Source organism: Pseudomonas sp. SWRI68 (genome assembly GCF_014269165.1).
Lineage (GTDB): Bacteria > Pseudomonadota > Gammaproteobacteria > Pseudomonadales > Pseudomonadaceae > Aquipseudomonas > Aquipseudomonas capeferrum.
Map to the genome: position 1 here is coordinate 678,665 of NZ_JABWRU010000001.1, position 19,632 is coordinate 698,296.

Annotated in this window: 15 protein-coding genes; 12 read left to right on the top strand and 3 right to left on the bottom strand. The window is 61.9% G+C overall.

Annotated elements, in window-relative coordinates; genetic code table 11:
- Positions 1–31: 31 nt before the first annotated feature.
- Both HU770_RS03100 and HU770_RS03105 read left to right on the top strand, forming a co-directional pair.
- Complete coding sequence (locus HU770_RS03100; RefSeq protein WP_186663012.1) at positions 32–2,488, top strand: EAL domain-containing protein; 2,457 nt, start codon at positions 32–34, stop codon at positions 2,486–2,488.
- 62 nt (positions 2,489–2,550) lie between these two features.
- On the top strand, positions 2,551–3,336 hold the full coding sequence (locus HU770_RS03105; protein WP_186663013.1) for an iron-containing redox enzyme family protein: 786 nt from the start codon (positions 2,551–2,553) through the stop codon (positions 3,334–3,336).
- Positions 3,337–3,402: 66 nt separating this feature from the next.
- Here the strand turns inward: HU770_RS03105 and HU770_RS03110 are convergent, their stop codons facing one another.
- From HU770_RS03110 to ubiG, 3 genes are read right to left on the bottom strand one after another with little or no spacing between them, the layout of a single operon-like run.
- A complete protein-coding gene (locus HU770_RS03110) occupies positions 3,403–4,143 on the bottom strand; it encodes a YciK family oxidoreductase (protein WP_186659275.1) in 741 nt (246 codons plus the stop codon).
- 42 nt (positions 4,144–4,185) lie between these two features.
- Positions 4,186–4,857, bottom strand: coding sequence for an N-acetylmuramic acid 6-phosphate phosphatase MupP (gene mupP / locus HU770_RS03115; RefSeq protein WP_186659278.1), 672 nt, complete (start codon positions 4,855–4,857; stop codon positions 4,186–4,188).
- A 2-nt stretch (positions 4,858–4,859) separates the two neighbouring features.
- Complete coding sequence (gene ubiG / locus HU770_RS03120) at positions 4,860–5,558, bottom strand: bifunctional 2-polyprenyl-6-hydroxyphenol methylase/3-demethylubiquinol 3-O-methyltransferase UbiG (RefSeq protein WP_033700701.1); 699 nt, start codon at positions 5,556–5,558, stop codon at positions 4,860–4,862.
- Between the two features lie 110 nt (positions 5,559–5,668).
- Between ubiG and mtnA the strand changes: the two genes are divergently transcribed.
- From mtnA to HU770_RS03170, 10 genes are all read left to right on the top strand, one after another.
- Entirely contained in the window at positions 5,669–6,745 is a 1,077-nt protein-coding gene (mtnA, locus tag HU770_RS03125; protein ID WP_186659291.1) for an S-methyl-5-thioribose-1-phosphate isomerase, read from the top strand.
- Positions 6,746–7,047: 302 nt separating this feature from the next.
- The gene (gene gyrA / locus HU770_RS03130; protein ID WP_186659293.1) at positions 7,048–9,810 is read left to right on the top strand and encodes a DNA gyrase subunit A; all 2,763 of its coding nucleotides are present in this window, start codon (positions 7,048–7,050) and stop codon (positions 9,808–9,810) included.
- Positions 9,811–9,934: 124 nt separating this feature from the next.
- Complete coding sequence (gene serC / locus HU770_RS03135; protein ID WP_186659296.1) at positions 9,935–11,020, top strand: 3-phosphoserine/phosphohydroxythreonine transaminase; 1,086 nt, start codon at positions 9,935–9,937, stop codon at positions 11,018–11,020.
- Positions 11,020–12,114, top strand: coding sequence for a prephenate dehydratase (pheA, locus tag HU770_RS03140; RefSeq protein WP_033700696.1), 1,095 nt, complete (start codon positions 11,020–11,022; stop codon positions 12,112–12,114). Before serC ends, pheA begins: the two co-directional genes overlap by 1 nt.
- A 108-nt stretch (positions 12,115–12,222) precedes the next feature.
- Positions 12,223–14,430, top strand: coding sequence for a bifunctional prephenate dehydrogenase/3-phosphoshikimate 1-carboxyvinyltransferase (locus HU770_RS03145; protein WP_033701506.1), 2,208 nt, complete (start codon positions 12,223–12,225; stop codon positions 14,428–14,430).
- Positions 14,427–15,113 (top strand): (d)CMP kinase, encoded by a 687-nt coding sequence (gene cmk / locus HU770_RS03150; RefSeq protein WP_186663014.1) that lies wholly within the window; start codon positions 14,427–14,429, stop codon positions 15,111–15,113. The genes HU770_RS03145 and cmk overlap by 4 nt, the downstream gene beginning before the upstream one ends.
- 124 nt (positions 15,114–15,237) lie before the next feature.
- Complete coding sequence (rpsA, locus tag HU770_RS03155) at positions 15,238–16,914, top strand: 30S ribosomal protein S1 (protein WP_003252673.1); 1,677 nt, start codon at positions 15,238–15,240, stop codon at positions 16,912–16,914.
- Positions 16,915–17,137: 223 nt separating this feature from the next.
- On the top strand, positions 17,138–17,434 hold the full coding sequence (gene ihfB, locus HU770_RS03160; RefSeq protein ID WP_003252675.1) for an integration host factor subunit beta: 297 nt from the start codon (positions 17,138–17,140) through the stop codon (positions 17,432–17,434).
- A 19-nt stretch (positions 17,435–17,453) separates the two neighbouring features.
- Entirely contained in the window at positions 17,454–17,717 is a 264-nt protein-coding gene (locus HU770_RS03165; protein ID WP_033700693.1) for a lipopolysaccharide assembly protein LapA domain-containing protein, read from the top strand.
- 102 nt (positions 17,718–17,819) lie between these two features.
- On the top strand, positions 17,820–19,247 hold the full coding sequence (locus HU770_RS03170; protein WP_186663015.1) for an MBL fold metallo-hydrolase: 1,428 nt from the start codon (positions 17,820–17,822) through the stop codon (positions 19,245–19,247).
- The last annotated feature ends 385 nt before the right edge of the window (positions 19,248–19,632 follow it).

Below are 19,632 nucleotides of genomic sequence, written 5' to 3' on the forward strand. Positions count from 1 at the left end.
CGAGCCTTATCTGCTCTGTGACAGGGACTCCATGAAGGGACATCGCACTCTAGAAGCGCCGAAGTTGCTCGGTATCATCTGGCCCTTCATCGCCGTCGTGGTTTTCCAGGCGGCGCTGGGCAGTATCAGCCTTTACACGCTCTCGGCGGTGCGCGCCTATGTAGCGGGCGAGAGCTTGTGGTCCAAGGCTCAGAAAGACGCCATCTATTACCTCAACCTGTATGCGGACAACCGGGATGAGGGCACGTACCAGCGCTATCGCCAGGCCATCACGGTGCCCCAAGGCGACCACCAACTGCGTAAGGTACTCGATCAGCCCAACCCAGACCTGAACGCTGCGCGCCAAGCTGTGCTGCAGGGTGGCAACCACGCCAACGATGTCGAGCGCATCATCTGGTTCTATCGCAACTTCCGCAACATCAGCTACATGCAGACGGCCATCGACTACTGGGACATCGGCGACCGCTACCTGGGCCAGCTGGATGTGCTTGCCAGCGAAATGCGCAAAGGGTTTGCCGACGGCCCGGTCGATGCCCGCACCATCAGCGACTGGAAGGCCCGTATCGTCGCCATCAACGAAGGGGTCACCCCGGCCGCCAGGGCCTTCAGCGACGCGCTGGGGGAGGGGTCGCGCATGCTGCTGCATGTGTTGCTGATCACCAACTTGCTCACCGCGCTGGTCCTCATCACCATCGCCTGGCGCCGTTCCAGCAAGTTGCTGGCCCAGCGCCAGGCATTCGCCAGTGCCTTGCAAGCAGAAAAGGAGCGGGCGCAGATTACCCTGCAGGCCATTGGCGATGCAGTCATTACCACCGACGTCGAAGGCAGCATCGGCTACATGAACCCCGCCGCCGAACAGCTTACCCACTGGCAGGCCGGGCAGGCTCAGGGCTTGCCGCTTTCGGCGTTGTTCAGCCTGGTGGACGAACAGGCCGAGGAAGATGGCCGCAGCCTGGTCGAGCAGGTACTCAGCGGCAGCCTCAGGGGTGGCGCCGAGCATGCCAGGCTGATCCAGCGCCTGGATGGCAGCACCGTGTCGATCAACCTGGTGGGTTCGCCCATTGTCAGCGACGGGCAGGTCAGTGGCATCGTGCTGGTACTGCACGACATGACCCAGGAGCGCCAGTACATCGCCAACCTGTCCTGGCAGGCGACCCATGACGCCTTGACCGGCCTGGCCAACCGCCGCGAGTTCGAATACCGCCTGGAGCTGGCGCTCAACGGCCTGGCGCGCCAGGCGGGGCGGCATTCGCTGATGTTTCTCGACCTGGACCAGTTCAAGCTGGTCAACGATACCTGTGGCCATGCTGCGGGTGACGAGCTGTTGCGGCATATCTGCGCCGTGTTGCAGTCCGGCCTGCGTGAAGGCGACACCCTGGCCCGGCTGGGCGGTGACGAGTTCGGCGTGCTGCTGGAAAACTGCCCGCCGGACCAGGCCGAGCGCATTGCCGAGCAGTTGCGCCAGATGGTCCAGAGCCTGCATTTTGTGTGGAAGGGGCGGCCGTTCGTCACCACGGTGAGCATTGGCCTGGTGAACATGGCGCAGGCACCCGGCACCCTGGAAACCTTGCTGCGCGCCGCCGACATGGCCTGCTACATGGCTAAGGAAAAGGGTCGCAACCGGGTCCAGGTGTACCACGCCGACGACAGCGAGCTGTCCATGCGCTTTGGCGAGATGGCCTGGATACAGCGCTTGCACGTGGCCCTGGAAGAAAACCGCTTCTGCCTGTATGCCCAGGAAATCGCCGCGTTGAAGGCCATCGATGGCCCTGGGCATATCGAGATCCTGCTGCGCCTGCATGATGAGAGTGGCCGTACCATCCTGCCCAGCAGCTTCATCCCGGCGGCCGAACGTTACGGCCTGATGACCGCTCTTGACCGCTGGGTGGTGCGTAATGTGTTTCAGGTCATCCGCCAGTGCCTGGATGAAGGCCGCGAAGGGCCATTGTCCATCTGCGCGATCAACTTGTCGGGGTCGAGCATTGGTGACGACAAGTTTCTCGAGTACCTGCAGCGGTTGTTCGTCGAGTACGCCATTCCGCCGCGCATGATCTGCTTCGAGATCACCGAAACCAGTGCGATTGCCAACCTTGGCAGTGCCATTCGCTTCATCAACGAACTGAAAGGGCTAGGCTGCAGGTTCTCGCTCGACGACTTCTGTGCCGGGATGTCGTCGTTCGCCTATTTGAAGCATTTGCCCGTGGATTTTCTGAAGATAGACGGCAGTTTCGTCAAAGACATGCTCGACGACCCGGTCAATCGAGCCATGGTGGAGGTCATCAACCACATCGGTCATGTGATGGGCAAGCGGACCATTGCCGAGTTCGTCGAAACCCCCTTGATCGAGCAGGCCCTGCAGGAAATCGGCGTGGATTACGCCCAGGGCTACCTGATCGAACGCCCCCAGGTGTTCACCTGTGACAGTCTGCAACGCCAACGGATCGCCGCCAGGCCTCTGTTGCAGCGGGCACCTGGCACATTTCGCTAGCTAGACAGCGGCTTTCGCTGACACAAGACGTCCGAAAAATCACATGGATCAAGGAGCTGAAAGTGATTGATGCATTCGTTCGTATCGGGCCACTGATGGACCCCGCCAGTTACCCCCAATGGGCTCAGCAACTCATAGAAGAGTGCCGCGAAAGCAAGCGCCGGGTGGTCGAGCATGAACTGTACGAGCGCCTGCGCGATGGTCGGCTGAAGCCATCGACCATCCGTCAGTACCTGATCGGCGGCTGGCCGGTGGTCGAGCAGTTTTCGCTGTACATGGCCCATAACCTGACCAAGACCCGCTATGGCCGCCACCCTGGCGAAGACATGGCGCGGCGCTGGTTGATGCGCAACATCCGGGTCGAACTCAACCATGCCGACTATTGGGTGCACTGGTGCCATGCCCATGGCGTTCACCTGCATGAGCTGCAGGCCCAGGAAGTACCGCCTGAATTGAACGGGCTAAACGACTGGTGCTGGCGGGTGTGTGCCACCGAAAACCTGGCGATTTCCATGGCGGCGACCAACTATGCCATCGAGGGCGCGACCGGGGAGTGGTCAGCGGTGGTGTGCGCCAATGACACCTATGCCATGGGCTTCCCCGAGGACCAGCGCAAGCGCGCCATGAAGTGGCTGAAGATGCATGCGCAGTACGACGATGCGCACCCGTGGGAAGCGCTGGAAATCATCTGCACCTTGGCGGGGGAGAACCCGACGCTGGGGTTGCGTACCGAATTGCGCCGGGCGATCTGCAAGAGCTACGACTGCATGTACCTGTTCCTGGAGCACTGCATGCAGCTGGAAGGGCGTCAGCAGGGGCGGGTGCGGCCGGCCTTGGCGGCAGGCTGATCGTCTGCCTGTGCTGGCCTCTTCGCGGGCTTAGCGACAAAGAGGCCAGCACAGACAGCCCACAAATCACTGGGCGTTGAACGCCTGCCCATTCACCCCGGTGCTGTCCGGCCCCATCAGGTACAGGTACACCGGCATGATCTCTTCCGGCAGCGGGTTGTTCTGCGGGTTCTCGCTCGGGTAGGCCTGGGCCCGCATCGCCGTGCGCGTGGCGCCTGGGTTGATGCTGTTGGAGCGCACGGGTGCAACCCCTTCCAGTTCGTCGGCCAAGGTCTGCATCAGGCCTTCGGTGGCGAACTTCGACACCCCGTAAGCGCCCCAGTAAGCCCGGCCTTTGCGCCCGACGCTGCTGGAGGTGAACACCACCGAGGCGTCCTCCGACAGCTTGAGCAGTGGCAACAGGGTGCTGGTGAGCATGAAGGTGGCATCGACGTTGATGTGCATCACGCGCATGAAGTTGTCACCCGACAACTGCTCCAGTGGCGTGCGCGGGCCGATGATCGAGGCGTTGTTGAGCAGGCCGTCGAGGCGCCCGAACTGGTCTTCGATCATGACCGCCAGCTCGTCGTACTGGTGGGGCAGGGCGGTTTCCAGGTTGAACGGAATCACCACCGGTTGCGGGTGCCCGGCGGCCTCGATCTGGTCGTAGACCTCGTTGAGGTTGGCTTCGGTCTTGCCCAGCAGCAGCGTGGTGGCGCCCAGTGCGGCATAAGCCTTGGCGGCAGCGGCGCCGATGCCGCGGCCGGCACCGGTAACCAGGATGACCCGGCCTTTGAGCAGGTCGGGGCGGGCGGTGTAGTCGAACATTGTCTATTCCCTATTTCTATGGGCGGTGCTGGCGCTTGACGCTCAGCAGCCGCACAGCGCGCTGTCGATCACCTTGCGCAGTTCCAGCGGGTGGTCCACCACCACGTCGGCACCCCAGTTGTTGGGGTTGTCTTCTGGATGAATATAGCCGTAGCGCACCGCCGCCGTGCGGGTGCCGGCATCGCGGCCAGACTCGATATCGCGCAGGTCATCGCCGACGAACAGAACGCTGGCCGGGTCCAGGTTCAGGGTCTTGCAGGCCAGGATCAGCGGTTCGGGGTCGGGCTTGCTGTTTTTCACGTGGTCCGGGCAGATCAGCAGCGCCGAGCGCTCGGCCAGGCCCAGGCGTTGCATGATCGGTTCGGCGAAGCGCACCGGTTTGTTGGTGACCACGCCCCACAGCAGGTTGCCTTTTTCGATGTCGGCCAGCAGCTCGCTCATGCCGTCGAACAGCTTGCTGTGCACCGCGCAGTCGCGCTGGTAGCGCTCGAGGAATTCCAGGCGCAGTGCCTCGAAACCTTCGGCCTCCGGGTCCATGGCGAAGGTGGTGGCGACCATGGCGCGGGCGCCACCGGAAATCACCCCGCGGATCAGGTTGTCGTCCACCGCCGGCAAACCGCGTTCGGCGAGCATGGCCTGGCAGATGGCGATGAAGTCCGGCGCCGTGTCGAGCAGGGTGCCGTCCATGTCGAAGAGTACCGCTCGCAAACGCATGCTCATTCCTCGCGCAGGGTCTGGATCATGTAGTTGACGTCCACATCGCCGCACAGCTTGTAGTGCTTGGTCAGCGGGTTGTAGGTCAGGCCGATGATGTCCTTGACCTCAAGGCCGGCAGCGCGGCTCCAGGCGCCAAGCTCCGAGGGGCGGATGAACTTCTTGAAGTCGTGGGTGCCGCGCGGCAGCATCTTCAGCACGTACTCGGCGCCGACGATGGCCAGCAGGTAGGCCTTGGGGTTGCGGTTGATGGTGGAGAAGAACACCTGGCCGCCGGGCTTGACCATGCGGTAGCAGGCGCGGATCACCGACGAAGGGTCGGGGACGTGCTCGAGCATCTCCAGGCAGGTGACCACGTCGAACTGCTCTGGCATTTCTTCGGCCAGCGCCTCGGCGGTGATCTGCCGATACTCCACCTCGACACCGGATTCCAGCTGGTGCAGTTGGGCCACCGCCAACGGTGCCTCGCCCATGTCGATGCCGGTTACCTTGGCGCCACGCAGGGCCATGGATTCGCTGAGAATGCCGCCACCGCAGCCCACGTCCAGCACCTTCTTGCCAGCCAGGCCGACCCGCTCGTCGATCCAGTTGACGCGCAACGGGTTGATTTCATGCAGCGGCTTGAACTCGCTTTCACGGTCCCACCAGCGGTGGGCCAAGGCTTCGAACTTGGCAATTTCGGCGTGGTCGACGTTGCTCATTTAAGAGTCCTCTGAAACTTCGCTAAATTGGGCTGGAGTATACCCGAGCGCTCAAGGCCGAGGGTCGCTATAATCGCCGGCTTTTGATATCCGAACGACGGGGAGAGGCGATGCGCGAGCGACTTTTGGCGGCGGAGAAGGTGACCGCGATCCGCTGGCAAGGCGGCGTTCTGCATCTGCTCGACCAGCGCTTGCTGCCGTCGCAGGAATGCTGGCTGGCCTGCGACAATGTCGCGCAGGTGGTGGCAGCGATCCGTGACATGGCCGTGCGCGGCGCATCGGCCATCGGTATTGCTGCGGCCTACGGCCTGGTCCTGGCCCTGGAAGAACGGCTGGCCGAGGGCGGCGACTGGGAGCTCGACCTGGAAGAGGACTTCCTCAGCCTGGCTGAAGCGCGCCCCACCGCTGCCAACCTGTTCTGGGCGCTGAACCGCATGCGCGAGCGCCTGCAGCGCCTGCGCCCGGAAGACGACGTGCTGGCGGTGCTGGAGGCCGAAGCAGTGGCGATCCATGAAAGCGATCGCGAAGCCAACCTGACCATGGCCCAGCACGGCATCGAGCTGATTCGCCGTCATCAGGGCAATGCCCAGACCCTGCTCACCTACGGCAATGCCGGCGCCCTGGCCAGCGGTGGTTTCGGCACCGCGCTGGGGGTGATCCGTGCGGGGTACCTGGAAGGCATGGTCGAGCGGGTCTACGCCGGCGAGACCCGCCCCTGGCTGCAAGGCTCGCGGCTGACTGCCTGGGAGCTGGCCAACGAAGGCATCCCGGTCACGTTGTGCGCCGATTCGGCCCTGGCCCACCTGATGAAGACCAAGGGCATTACCTGGGTGGTGGTCGGTGCCGACTGCATTGCCGCCAATGGCGATGTGGCGAGCAAGATCGGCACCTATCAATTGGCGGTCAGTGCCATGCACCACGGTGTGCGCTTCATGGTGGTGGCGCCGAGCACCAGCATCGACCTGAACCTGGCCACGGGCGAGGATATCCCGCTCGAAGAGCGCGATGCCGACGAGTTGCTGGATTACGCTGGCACTCGCGTGGCACCGGATGTCGAGGTGTTCAACCCGGTATTCGATGTGACCCCGGCGGACCTGATCGACGTGATCGTGACCGAGCGTGGCATGGTCGAGCGCCCGGATACCGTCAAGCTGGCTCAATTGATGTGCCGCAAGCGCCTGCACTGATCCGGGTGGGGGCTGCGCAGCAGCCCCGGCCATCCCTGCCGCATCACAAAAAAAGTAGGGCCGCTGCAAGCCCCTTTCGCGACGCAACGTCACGGCTACACATCTCCCCACCAGCACCGCCTTTGTGATAACATCCGGCAGTTTCCAAGACCGCCCATCACGGCGGCCAAATTTGCGCAGATCCATGGCACAACTCATTGATTTGTCGTAAGTCGTCGCACCACTGCGCGTCGCGGCGGCGAGCTTCGTTCGGCCCTTGATGGAGCTGCGAAGTTTCACCAGAAAAAGGAATCAGGCTTCTCATGGGCGAACTGGCCAAAGAAATCCTCCCGGTCAATATCGAAGACGAACTGAGACAGTCTTACCTCGACTACGCGATGAGCGTGATTGTCGGGCGAGCGCTGCCCGATGCACGTGACGGCTTGAAGCCCGTGCATCGTCGCGTTCTCTATGCGATGAGCGAACTGGGCAACGACTGGAACAAACCGTACAAGAAGTCCGCCCGTGTGGTCGGTGACGTGATCGGTAAGTACCACCCACACGGCGACACTGCGGTCTACGACACCATCGTGCGTATGGCCCAGCCGTTCTCGCTGCGCTACCTGCTGGTCGACGGCCAGGGCAACTTCGGTTCGGTGGACGGCGACAACGCTGCAGCCATGCGATACACCGAAGTGCGCATGGCCAAGCTGGCCCACGAGCTGCTGGCCGACCTGCACAAAGAGACTGTCGACTGGGTGCCTAACTATGACGGCACCGAGCAGATCCCTGCGGTCATGCCGACCCGGATCCCCAACCTGCTGGTCAACGGCTCCAGCGGTATTGCCGTGGGCATGGCGACCAACATCCCGCCGCACAACCTCGGCGAGGTCATCGACGGCTGCCTGGCGCTGATCGACAACGCAGAAATCACCATCGATGAGCTGATGCAGTTCATCCCGGGCCCGGACTTCCCGACTGCCGGCATCATCAACGGCCGTCAGGGCATCATCGAGGCCTACCGCACCGGCCGTGGCCGCATCTACATGCGTGCCCGCTCCGAGGTCGAGGACATCGACAAGGTCGGTGGCCGCCAGCAGATCGTCGTCACCGAGCTGCCGTACCAGCTGAACAAGGCGCGCCTGATCGAGAAGATCGCCGAGCTGGTCAAAGAGAAGAAGATCGAAGGCATCACCGAGCTGCGCGACGAGTCCGACAAGGACGGCATGCGCATCGTCATCGAGCTGCGTCGCGGCGAGGTGCCGGAGGTAGTGCTCAACAACCTCTATCAGCAGACCCAGCTGCAGAGCGTGTTCGGCATCAACGTCGTGGCATTGATCGACGGTCGCCCGCGCCTGCTCAACCTCAAGGACCTGCTCGAAGCGTTCGTCCGCCACCGCCGTGAAGTGGTCACGCGCCGTACCGTGTTCGAGCTGCGCAAAGCCCGCGAGCGTGGCCACATCCTTGAAGGCCAGGCGGTTGCGCTGTCCAACATCGACCCGGTCATCGCCCTGATCAAGGCTTCGCCGACGCCGTCGGAAGCCAAGGAAGCGCTGATTGCCACTGCCTGGGAGTCCAGCGCGGTGCAGGTGATGGTCGAGCGCGCCGGCGCCGACTCCTGCCGCCCTGAAGACCTGCCAGAGCAATTCGGCCTGCGCGAAGGCAAGTATTACCTGTCGCCGGAACAGGCCCAGGCGATCCTCGACCTGCGCCTGCACCGCCTGACTGGCCTTGAGCACGAGAAGCTGCTGGCCGAGTACCAGGAAATCCTCGAGCAGATCGGCGAACTGATCCGCATCCTCAGCAGCGCCGAGCGCCTGATGGAAGTGATCCGCGAAGAGCTGGAAGCGATCCGTGCCGAATACGGCGATGCCCGCCGCACCGAAATTCTCAACGCCAGCCACGACCTCAACTACGGCGACATGATCCCGGAAGAAGAGCGCGTGGTGACCATCTCCCACGGTGGCTATGCCAAGACCCAGCCGCTGTCCGCCTACCAGGCCCAGCGCCGTGGCGGCAAAGGCAAGTCGGCGACCGGTGTGAAGGACGAGGACTACATCGAACACCTGTTGGTCGCCAACAGCCATGCCACCCTGTTGCTGTTCTCCAGCAAGGGCAAGGTGTACTGGAAGAAGACCTACGAGATCCCGGAGGCCTCCCGCGCTGCCCGTGGCCGCCCGCTGGTCAACCTGCTGCCGTTGGAAGAAGGTGAACGCATCACCGCCATGCTGCAGATTGACCTCGAAGCCCTGCAGCAAAGCGCCGACCCGGATGAAGAGCTGGAAGACGGCGACGACAGCGTGATCGAAGGCGAAGTGGTCGAGGCGGAAGAAATCGACGAAGAAGACGGCGACACCCTTGAGTGGGTGGCTGAGCCGACGGGCGCGTACATCTTCATGGCAACCGCTTCGGGTACTGTCAAGAAAACCCCGCTGGTGCAGTTCGCCCGTCCGCGCTCCAACGGCCTGATCGCCCTGAAGCTTAAAGAAGGCGACACCCTGATTGCCGCGGCCATCACCGATGGTGCCAAGGAAGTCATGATGTTCTCCGACGCCGGCAAGGTGATCCGCTTCGCCGAGAGCGTGGTGCGCGAAATGGGCCGTACCGCCCGTGGTGTGCGCGGCATGAAGCTGGGCAAGGGGCAGCAGATCATTTCGATGCTGATCCCTGAGTCCGGCGCGCAGATCCTCACCGCCTCCGAGCGTGGCTTCGGCAAGCGTACGCCGTTGTCCAAGTTCCCGCGTCGCGGCCGTGGTGGCCAGGGCGTGATCGCCATGGGCACCAAGGGGCGCAACGGTCTGTTGATCGGTGCCATTCAGGTCCAGGAAGGCGAAGAGATCATGCTCATCTCCGACCAGGGCACCTTGGTGCGGACACGGGTTGGCGAGGTGTCCAGCCTGAGCCGTAACACCCAGGGTGTGACGCTGATCAAGCTGGCGGCGGACGAAACGCTGGTCGGCCTGGAGCGTATCCAGGAGCCATCCGAGGAAGAGCTCGACGAGTTGGTCGAGGCGGGCCCGGAAGGTGACGCGCCGGAGGCTGTCGATGATGACGGCGCGGGCGCCGAAGAGGCACCGCAAGAGTAAGCACACGCAACAACCCGAACGGGGCGACCAAGGTCGCCCCGTTTGACTGATTGAGCAGGCCGCTCCTACAGGGGCGGGGCCAGCAAGTGACGATTTGTTCTATTTTGGCAGAGCGAGAGTGGATGTGAGCAAACGAGCCTTTAACTTCTGCGCAGGCCCTGCTGCGCTTCCTGACGCTGTCCTGCAGCGCGCCCAGGCCGAAATGCTGGACTGGCATGGCAAGGGCTTGTCGGTGATGGAAATGAGCCATCGCAGCGACGATTACGTGGCCATCGCCGAGAAGGCCGAGCAGGACCTGCGTGACCTGCTGTCCATCCCCTCCAACTACAAGGTCCTGTTCCTGCAGGGTGGTGCCAGCCAGCAGTTCGCCGAAATCCCACTGAACCTGCTGCCGGAAAACGGTACCGCCGACTATGTTGAAACCGGCATCTGGTCGAAGAAGGCCATCGAGGAAGGGCGCCGTTTCGGCAACATCAATGTCGCCGCCAGCGCCAAGCCCTACGATTACCTGGCTATCCCGGGGCAGAACGACTGGAGCCTGACCAAGAACGCAGCTTACGTCCACTATGCGTCCAACGAGACCATTGGTGGCCTGCAGTTTGACTGGGTTCCCGAGACCGGCGACGTTCCGCTGGTGGTCGACATGTCGTCCGATATCCTCTCCCGCCCGATCGATGTGTCGCAGTTCGGCCTGATCTACGCCGGCGCGCAGAAAAACATCGGCCCAAGCGGCCTGGTGGTGGTGATCGTTCGCGAAGACTTGCTGGGCCGGGCCCGCAGCAGCTGCCCGACCATGCTCGACTACAAGGTCTCGGCCGACAACGGCTCGATGTACAACACCCCGGCCACGTATTCCTGGTACCTCTCGGGCCTGGTCTTCGAGTGGCTCAAGGAGCAGGGTGGTGTCGAAGCGATGGAGCAGCGCAACCGCGCCAAGAAAGACCGCCTGTACGGCTTCATCGACGCCAGCGACTTCTACACCAACCCGATCAGCATCAATGCCCGTTCGTGGATGAACGTGCCGTTCCGTCTGGCCGACGAGCGCCTGGATAAAGCGTTCCTGGCCGGTGCCGACGCCCGTGGCCTGCTCAACCTCAAGGGCCATCGTTCGGTCGGCGGCATGCGCGCCTCGATCTACAACGCCCTGGGCCTGGAAGCGGTAGAAGCGCTGGTTGGCTACATGGCCGAATTCGAGAAGGAGCACGGCTGATGTCCGAACACGAGTTGAAGGCGCTGCGTGTTCGCATCGACAGCCTCGACGAGAAGATCCTCGAGCTGATCAGTGAGCGCGCCCGTTGTGCCCAGGAAGTGGCCAGGGTCAAGACCGCCACGCTCGCCGAGGGCGAAAAGCCGGTGTTCTACCGCCCTGAGCGCGAAGCAGCTGTGCTCAAACGGGTCATGGAACGCAACAAGGGGCCGCTGGGCAATGAAGAGATGGCGCGGCTGTTCCGCGAGATCATGTCGTCCTGCCTGGCCCTGGAAGAGCCGCTGAAAATCGCCTACCTGGGCCCTGAAGGCACCTTCACTCAGGCCGCGGCGATGAAGCACTTCGGCCATGCCGTGATCAGCCGCCCGATGGCGGCCATCGACGAAGTGTTCCGCGAAGTGGCGGCTGGCGCCGTCAACTTCGGCGTGGTGCCGGTGGAAAACTCCACCGAGGGTGCGGTCAGCCATACCCTGGACAGCTTCCTTGAGCACGACATGGTGATCTGTGGTGAGGTCGAGCTGCGCATCCACCACCACTTGCTGGTGGGCGAGAGCACGAAGACCGACAGCATCACCCGCATCTACTCCCACGCCCAGTCCCTGGCCCAGTGCCGCAAGTGGCTGGATGCGCATTACCCGAACGTTGAGCGCGTGGCGGTCTCGAGCAATGCCGAGGCAGCCAAGCGGGTCAAGGGTGAGTGGAATTCGGCAGCGATCGCCGGCGACATGGCGGCGAACCTGTATGGCCTGACCCGCCTGGCCGAGAAGATCGAAGACCGTCCGGACAACTCGACGCGCTTCCTGATGATCGGCAACCAGGAAGTGCCGCCGACCGGCGACGACAAGACCTCGATCATCGTTTCGATGAGCAACAAGCCAGGTGCCCTGCACGAGCTGCTGGTGCCGTTCCATCAGAACGGTATCGACCTGACCCGCATCGAGACTCGTCCGTCGCGCAGCGGCAAGTGGACCTACGTGTTCTTCATCGACTTCGTCGGCCACCACCGTGACCCGCTGATCAAGGCGGTGCTGGAGCAGATCAGCCAGGAGGCTGTGGGGCTGAAGGTGCTGGGGTCGTATCCGAAGGCGGTGCTTTGATTGATGGCCTTGGGGCTGCACAGCAGCCCCAGTGGCCCCGCAGACTGTCTTGATTTCTAAACAGGGTTCGCACTCGTGGTAGATGCCGTAACAAACAAACCCGCGCCAATCATCGGGCGCCTGGTCGTCGTAGGCCTGGGCCTGATCGGCGGCTCCTTCGCCAAGGGCCTGCGCGAAAGCGGCCTGTGTCGCGAAGTGGTCGGCGTCGACCTGGATGCCCCCTCGCGCAAGCAGGCCGTGGCCCTGGGCGTGGTCGACCGCTGCGAAGAAGACCTCGCCGCCGCTTGTGTCGGCGCCGACGTCATCCAGTTGGCAGTCCCCATCCTGGCCATGGAAAAGCTCCTCGCGCGCCTGGCCCCGCTCGACCTTGGCAACGCGGTGATCACTGACGTCGGCAGCGCCAAGGGCAATGTGGTTCGCGCCGCGCGCCAGGTGCTGGGTGGGCGGCTGTCGCGCTTCGTCCCCGGCCACCCGATCGCTGGGTCCGAGCAAAGCGGGGTAGAAGCCTCCAATGCCACCCTGTTCCGCCGCCACAAAGTCATCCTCACGCCGCTGCCGGAAACCGACCCGGACGCCCTGGCCAAGGTCGACCGCCTGTGGCGCGCACTGGATGCCGATGTCGAACACATGCCGGTCGAGCGCCATGACGAAGTGCTGGCTGCCACCAGCCATCTGCCGCACCTGCTGGCCTTCGGCCTGGTCGATTCGCTGGCCAAGCGCAATGAAAACCTCGAGATCTTCCGGTACGCTGCAGGGGGCTTTCGCGATTTCACGAGAATCGCAGGCAGCGACCCGACCATGTGGCACGACATCTTCCTCGCCAACCGCGAAGCTGTCCTGCGCACGCTTGATACATATCGCAGCGATCTCGACGCCTTGCGCGACGCGATCGATGCAGGGGACGGGCATCAGTTGCTGGGTGTATTCACCCGCGCACGTGTTGCCCGCGAGCATTTCAGTAAAATCCTGGCCCGCCGGGCCTATGTGGACGCTATGAACGCCAACGATCTGATTTTCCTGGCCCAACCGGGTGGCCGCCTGTCCGGGCGAATCCGCGTACCGGGCGACAAGTCGATTTCCCACCGCTCGATCATGCTCGGCTCGCTGGCCGAAGGCACGACCGAGGTCGAAGGCTTCCTCGAAGGTGAGGATGCGCTGGCGACCTTGCAGGCCTTCCGTGACATGGGTGTGGTCATCGAAGGCCCGAACCAGGGTCGCGTGACCATCCACGGCGTCGGCCTGCACGGCCTCAAGGCGCCACCTGGGCCAATCTACGTGGGCAACTCCGGCACCTCGATGCGCCTGTTGTCCGGCCTGCTGGCCGGCCAGGCGTTCGACGTGACCATGACCGGTGACGCCTCGCTGTCCAAGCGCCCGATGAACCGGGTGGCCAACCCCCTGCGTGAAATGGGCGCAGTGGTCGAGACCGGCCCCGAAGGCCGCCCACCGCTGACCATTCGTGGTGGCCACAAGCTCAAGGCGCTCACCTACACGCTGCCGATGGCCAGTGCGCAGGTTAAATCGTGCCTGCTGCTGGCCGGCTTGTACGCCGAAGGCAAGACCACCGTCACCGAGCCTGCGCCGACCCGTGACCACACCGAGCGCATGCTGCGTGGCTTTGGTTATGCGGTGCAGACCAATGGCCCGGTGGCGTCGCTGCAGTCCGGCGGCAAGCTCACTGCAACCCGCATCGAAGTGCCTGCCGATATCTCGTCGGCGGCGTTCTTCCTGGTCGCGGCCTCGATCGCCCAGGGCTCGGAGCTGGTGCTCGAGCATGTCGGCATCAACCCGACCCGTACCGGTGTAATCGACATCCTGCGCCTGATGGGTGGCGATATCACCCTGGAGAACCAGCGTGAAGTCGGCGGCGAGCCGGTGGCCGACCTGCGCGTGCGCGGCGCCCAGCTGAAAGGTATCGACATCCCTGAAAACCTGGTGCCATTGGCCATCGACGAGTTCCCGGTGTTGTTCGTTGCCGCGGCCTGCGCCGAAGGGCGCACCGTACTGCGCGGTGCCGAAGAGCTGCGGGTCAAGGAATCCGACCGTATCCAGGTGATGGCCGACGGCCTGATCAGCCTGGGCGTGAAGTGCGAGCCGACCCCGGATGGCATCATCATCGACGGCGGCCAGATTGGCGGCGGTGAAGTGCACGGCCACGGTGACCACCGTATCGCCATGGCCTTCAGCGTTGCCTCGCTGCGCGCCAGTGCGCCGATCCGTATCCATGACTGCGCCAACGTCGCCACCTCGTTCCCCAACTTCCTGGCGCTGTGTGCCGAAGTCGGCATTCGTGTGGCTGAAGAGGGCAAGTCGTGAACACCCAGGCGCCAGTCATCACCATCGACGGGCCAAGCGGTTCGGGGAAAGGCACAGTTGCCGGGCTGCTGGCCCGCGAGCTGGGCTGGCGGCTGCTGGACTCCGGCGCGCTGTACCGTCTGCTGGCCTTCAACGCCAGCAACCACGGTGTCGACCTGACCAACGAAGAGCTGCTCAAGCAGCTTGCCGCCCATCTGGATGTGCAGTTCATCGCGGCCGAGCCCGGTAAGCTGCAACAGATCATCCTCGAGGGTGAGGACGTCAGTAACGTCATCCGCACCGAAACCGTCGGTGCGGGCGCCTCGATGGTAGCTTCGCTGCCCGCCGTGCGCGATGCCTTGCTGATGCGTCAGCGCGCATTTCTGGAGGCTCCGGGCCTGATTGCCGACGGGCGTGACATGGGCACCGTGGTGTTCCCGGATGCGCCATTGAAGGTCTTTCTCACCGCCAGCGCGGAGGAGAGGGCACGTCGCCGTTACCTGCAGTTGAAGGGCAAGGGCGAAGATGTTAGTCTGTCGAGTCTGCTGGATGAGATTCGTGCACGCGATGAGCGTGACACCCAACGTGCAGTGGCCCCGCTGAAACCAGCGGCCGATGCCATTCAGTTGGACTCCACCGAGTTGTCCATCGAGCAGGTGTTGCAACGTATCAGGAGTGAGATCGCACTACGCGACCTTCACTGATAGCCAGGAGAGCAGGCAGGTGCACCAGTCAACGTCCTGCCCGCTTTCCTTTTAAATAACGAAACCCACATTGTCTGGAATGTGGCGATGGGCGTCTGTTTCGCCCGAATCTACAGGAATTAAAATGAGCGAAAGCTTTGCAGAACTCTTTGAAGAAAGCCTGAAAACCCTCAATCTTCAGCCGGGTGCGATCATCACCGGTATCGTTGTCGACATCGACGGCGACTGGGTTACCGTACACGCTGGCCTGAAGTCCGAGGGCGTCATCCCGCTCGAGCAGTTCTACAACGAAGCTGGCGAGCTGACCATCAAGGTCGGTGACGAAGTTCACGTTGCGCTGGACGCGGTCGAAGACGGCTTTGGCGAAACCAAACTGTCCCGTGAAAAAGCCAAGCGCGCCGAGTGCTGGATTGTTCTGGAAGCAGCTTTCGCCGCCGAAGAAGTGGTCAAGGGCGTTATCAACGGTAAGGTTAAGGGCGGCTTCACTGTCGACGTTAACGGCATCCGTGCGTTCCTGCCGGGCTCCCTGGTTGATGTCCGCCCTGTGCGCGACACCACCCACCTGGAAGGCAAAGAGCTGGAATTCAAGGTCATCAAGCTGGACCAGAAGCGCAACAACGTTGTCGTTTCCCGTCGCAGCGTGCTGGAAGCCGAGAACAGCGCCGAGCGCGAAGCCCTGCTGGAGACCCTGCAGGAAGGCCAACAAGTCAAAGGTATCGTCAAGAACCTCACCGACTACGGCGCCTTCGTGGACCTGGGCGGTATCGACGGCCTGCTGCACATCACCGACATGGCCTGGAAGCGCATCAAGCATCCTTCCGAAATCGTTAACGTTGGCGACGAAGTCGACGTTCGCGTTCTGAAGTTCGACCGTGAGCGCAATCGCGTTTCGCTGGGTCTGAAGCAGATGGGCGAAGATCCGTGGGTTGCTATCACTGCCCGCTACCCAGAAGGTACTCGCGTACAAGCTCGCGTTACCAACCTGACTGACTACGGCTGCTTCGCTGAGCTGGAAGAAGGCGTTGAAGGTCTGGTACACGTTTCCGAAATGGACTGGACCAACAAGAACATCCACCCGTCGAAAGTCGTTCAGGTTGGCGACGAAGTGGAAGTCATGGTTCTGGACATCGACGAAGAGCGTCGTCGTATCTCCCTGGGCATCAAACAGTGCAAGTCCAACCCATGGGAAGACTTCTCCGGCCAGTTCAACAAGGGTGACAAGATCACCGGTACCATCAAGTCGATCACCGACTTCGGTATCTTCATTGGTCTGGACGGCGGCATCGACGGCCTGGTTCACCTGTCCGACATCTCCTGGAACGAAACCGGCGAAGAAGCCGTACGTCGTTTCAAGAAGGGCGACGAGCTGGAAACCGTCATCCTGTCGGTCGACCCAGAGCGCGAACGCATCTCCCTGGGCATCAAGCAGCTGGAAGACGATCCGTTCTCCAACTTCGTTGCTGTCAATGACAAGGGCGCTATCGTCAAGGGCATCGTGAAAGAAGTTGACGCCAAAGGCGCCATCGTCACCCTGGCCGACGACATCGAAGCCACTCTGAAAGCTTCCGAAATCAGCCGTGACCGCGTTGAAGACGCGCGTAACGTTCTGAAAGAAGGCGAAGAGATCGAAGCCAAGATCATCAGCGTTGACCGCAAGTCCCGCGTTATCAGCCTGTCGATCAAATCGAAAGACGACGCTGAAGAGCGTGAAGCCATCCAGAGCCTGAAAAACGCTCCGGAAGCGGCTGCCGACACCACCATGGCTGCGCTGCTGCGCGAAGCAATGGCTAAGCAGAACTAAGTTCTGTTTGATCGGTAAAAAGGGCGACCCTCGGGTCGCCCTTTTTTTATGCCTGTTTTTTCCAGGTACAGACTGCCCCTGTAGCAGCGTGATTAGCCCATTCTTGTATAACTTCAATCTTGAATTTTTTTATTAAGTCAAGAACCACCCTGTTCAAATCCTTCCCGGCGTGCTACAAACTGGTTAAGCAATGATCTAGCTGCTTGATAACGAAGGGAAAAATATGACGAAGTCGGAGCTGATCGAACGTATTGTCACCCATCAGGGGCTGCTCTCCTCGAAGGATGTGGAGCTAGCCATCAAGACCATGCTTGAGCAGATGTCACAATGCCTGGCCACAGGCGATCGCATCGAGATTCGCGGATTCGGCAGCTTCTCGCTGCACTATCGTGCGCCCCGTGTCGGCCGCAACCCCAAGACCGGCCAGTCGGTCAGCCTCGAAGGCAAATTTGTGCCGCACTTCAAGCCCGGCAAAGAGCTGCGTGATCGGGTCAATGAAGAAGACGAGGCTGAAGCCTGATCAACCAAGGAGCAATCTGATGCGGAACCTCAAGCGCGCCCTCGCGGCGGTGTTCGTGCTGTTGTTGGCGGCTGTGGTGCTGTTCTTCGTGCTGGAGAATCAGCAGGCGGTCTCGCTGGTCCTGTTCGGCTGGGCGGCACCGGCCGTGCCGGTTGCGGTGCTGGTGCTGGCGGCCCTTGTCATTGGTTTGGCGGTTGGGCCATTGCTGGGCGCCTACGGCGTACAGCGCAGCAAGCGCAAGATTCGCGCTTCTGCCCGTGAGGCGGCGCTAAGCGGTAACTAAGGAAATCTCTTACGCATACTTGGGGCGTTTCCTCTATGCCTGAAACGGCTGTCGTGAAGTAATAGCGGACTTCATTGTCGGCCCAGGCGAGTACGCGGCAGCATGGAATTCCCCGTCCTTTCTCATCATGGCGGCACCCGAGGTGTCACCGGGTCTTGTCACCAGCTTCACCTTGACCACAGTGTCAGCCTGCTGATCGATTGTGGTCTGGAGCAAGGTGCCGATGCATCGCCGGGCGCAGAGTCCGCACCCCTTGGTTTCGACGTGGGTAGCGTTCAGGCGCTGATCCTCACCCACGTGCACATCGATCATGTTGGCCGTATTCCGGCGCTACTGGCAGCCGGCTACCGAGGCCCCATTCTCTGTAGCGAACCTTCTGCAAAGCTTCTTCCGCTGGTATTGGAGGATGCGTACAAATTGAGCATCAGTCGTGAACCGGTACACGTGGCACATTATCTCGACATCCTCGATGAGCTGATCATATCGGTGCCGTTCGGGCATTGGCATGATGTTGCCGTTCGCGCTGGTGTCGAATGCCGCATCCGCTTGCAGCGTGCTGGCCACCTGCTGGGCTCTGCCTATGTAGAGTGCGATGTGCGCTTGGTTGAGGGTGATAGTCGTTGGGTGTTCTCGGGGGATCTGGGCAGCGGTCGTAATCCCATGTTGCGCCCTGTGCAGCCGCCAGAACGTGCCGACGTGCTCGTACTCGAAAGCACCTATGGTGACCGTCTGCACCCGCAGCGCAGCAATCGCCGGCGCCAGTTGGAAGCCGCCATCGATCATGCGCTGGCAGACCGCGGAACCCTGCTTATCCCCGCATTCAGTCTCGGCCGGACCCAGGAATTGCTGTACGAAATCGAGGACATCCTGCATCACAAGTCATTGCTGTCTGATACGGCAGCATCCGCGCGTGATGGCCTCGATTGGTCGCAGTTGCCCGTCATTCTCGACTCGCCCCTGGCGCAGCGCATCACCATTGCCTACCGTGAACTGCACGATTACTGGAGCGCCGAGGCCAGGGGGCGAGTGGGTGAGGGGCGCAATCCGCTGGGGTTCGACCAACTCGTTGCCGTTGATACCCATGCCCGGCACCAACAGGTGGTCAATTACCTCAAAAGTACGGGCCGTCCAGCGATCGTGCTTGCGGGTAATGGCATGTGCTCGGGCGGCCGTATCGTCAACTACCTGAAGGCGATGCTGGAAGACCCGCGGCATGAGGTGCTTTTTGTAGGCTATCAAGCAAAAGGCACGCCTGGCGCCGCCATACAGGCAAGCGAAGGCAAACAGGGCTTGGTGCAGATTGATCTGGACGGGCAGGGGTATGAGATACGTGCGAAGGTGATGACCGTCGAAGGCTACTCGGGGCATGCCGACCAGGCGGGGCTGGTGCGGTTCGCTTCGCAAGGCGCGCAGCCGGCCAGCCATGTGGTGCTGGTTCACGGTGAGCAGGCGGCAAAAAAAACCTTGGGCAAGGCTATTGAAGCGCAATTCAAACAGCAGGGATATATGGTAACGGTCAGCGTTCCTTGAGCGGCCGATCCATGCAGAGGCTGGTTGGCAATTTCGCCAAATGGGGATCTATCTCCACGCTATGCGATGAAATGCTACGTACTATCCGATGGATGGCGGCTTTTTTTCGCGTGTGTGTGGAACTTGCAATCGCAAATGAGAGACTTACCGTGGGTGTTGCGCCAAGGGGTTGAAGCCGCTGGCGCAGGGTAGTAGCTTGATGGCCGTGTGTTGGCATGGGTTGCAGCAAAACTTTAGCAAGCTACAGTTTATTAATTGATGGCCAAAGGATGGCGATCCTTGGGTAACTACAATAACATGCGTCAACATCGGGAAGTGGCTAGGGCAATAGTAGTGGGTTGCTTGTCTTCTGGTATTCCGGCGGTCGTGGAATGGCAGTGGATTA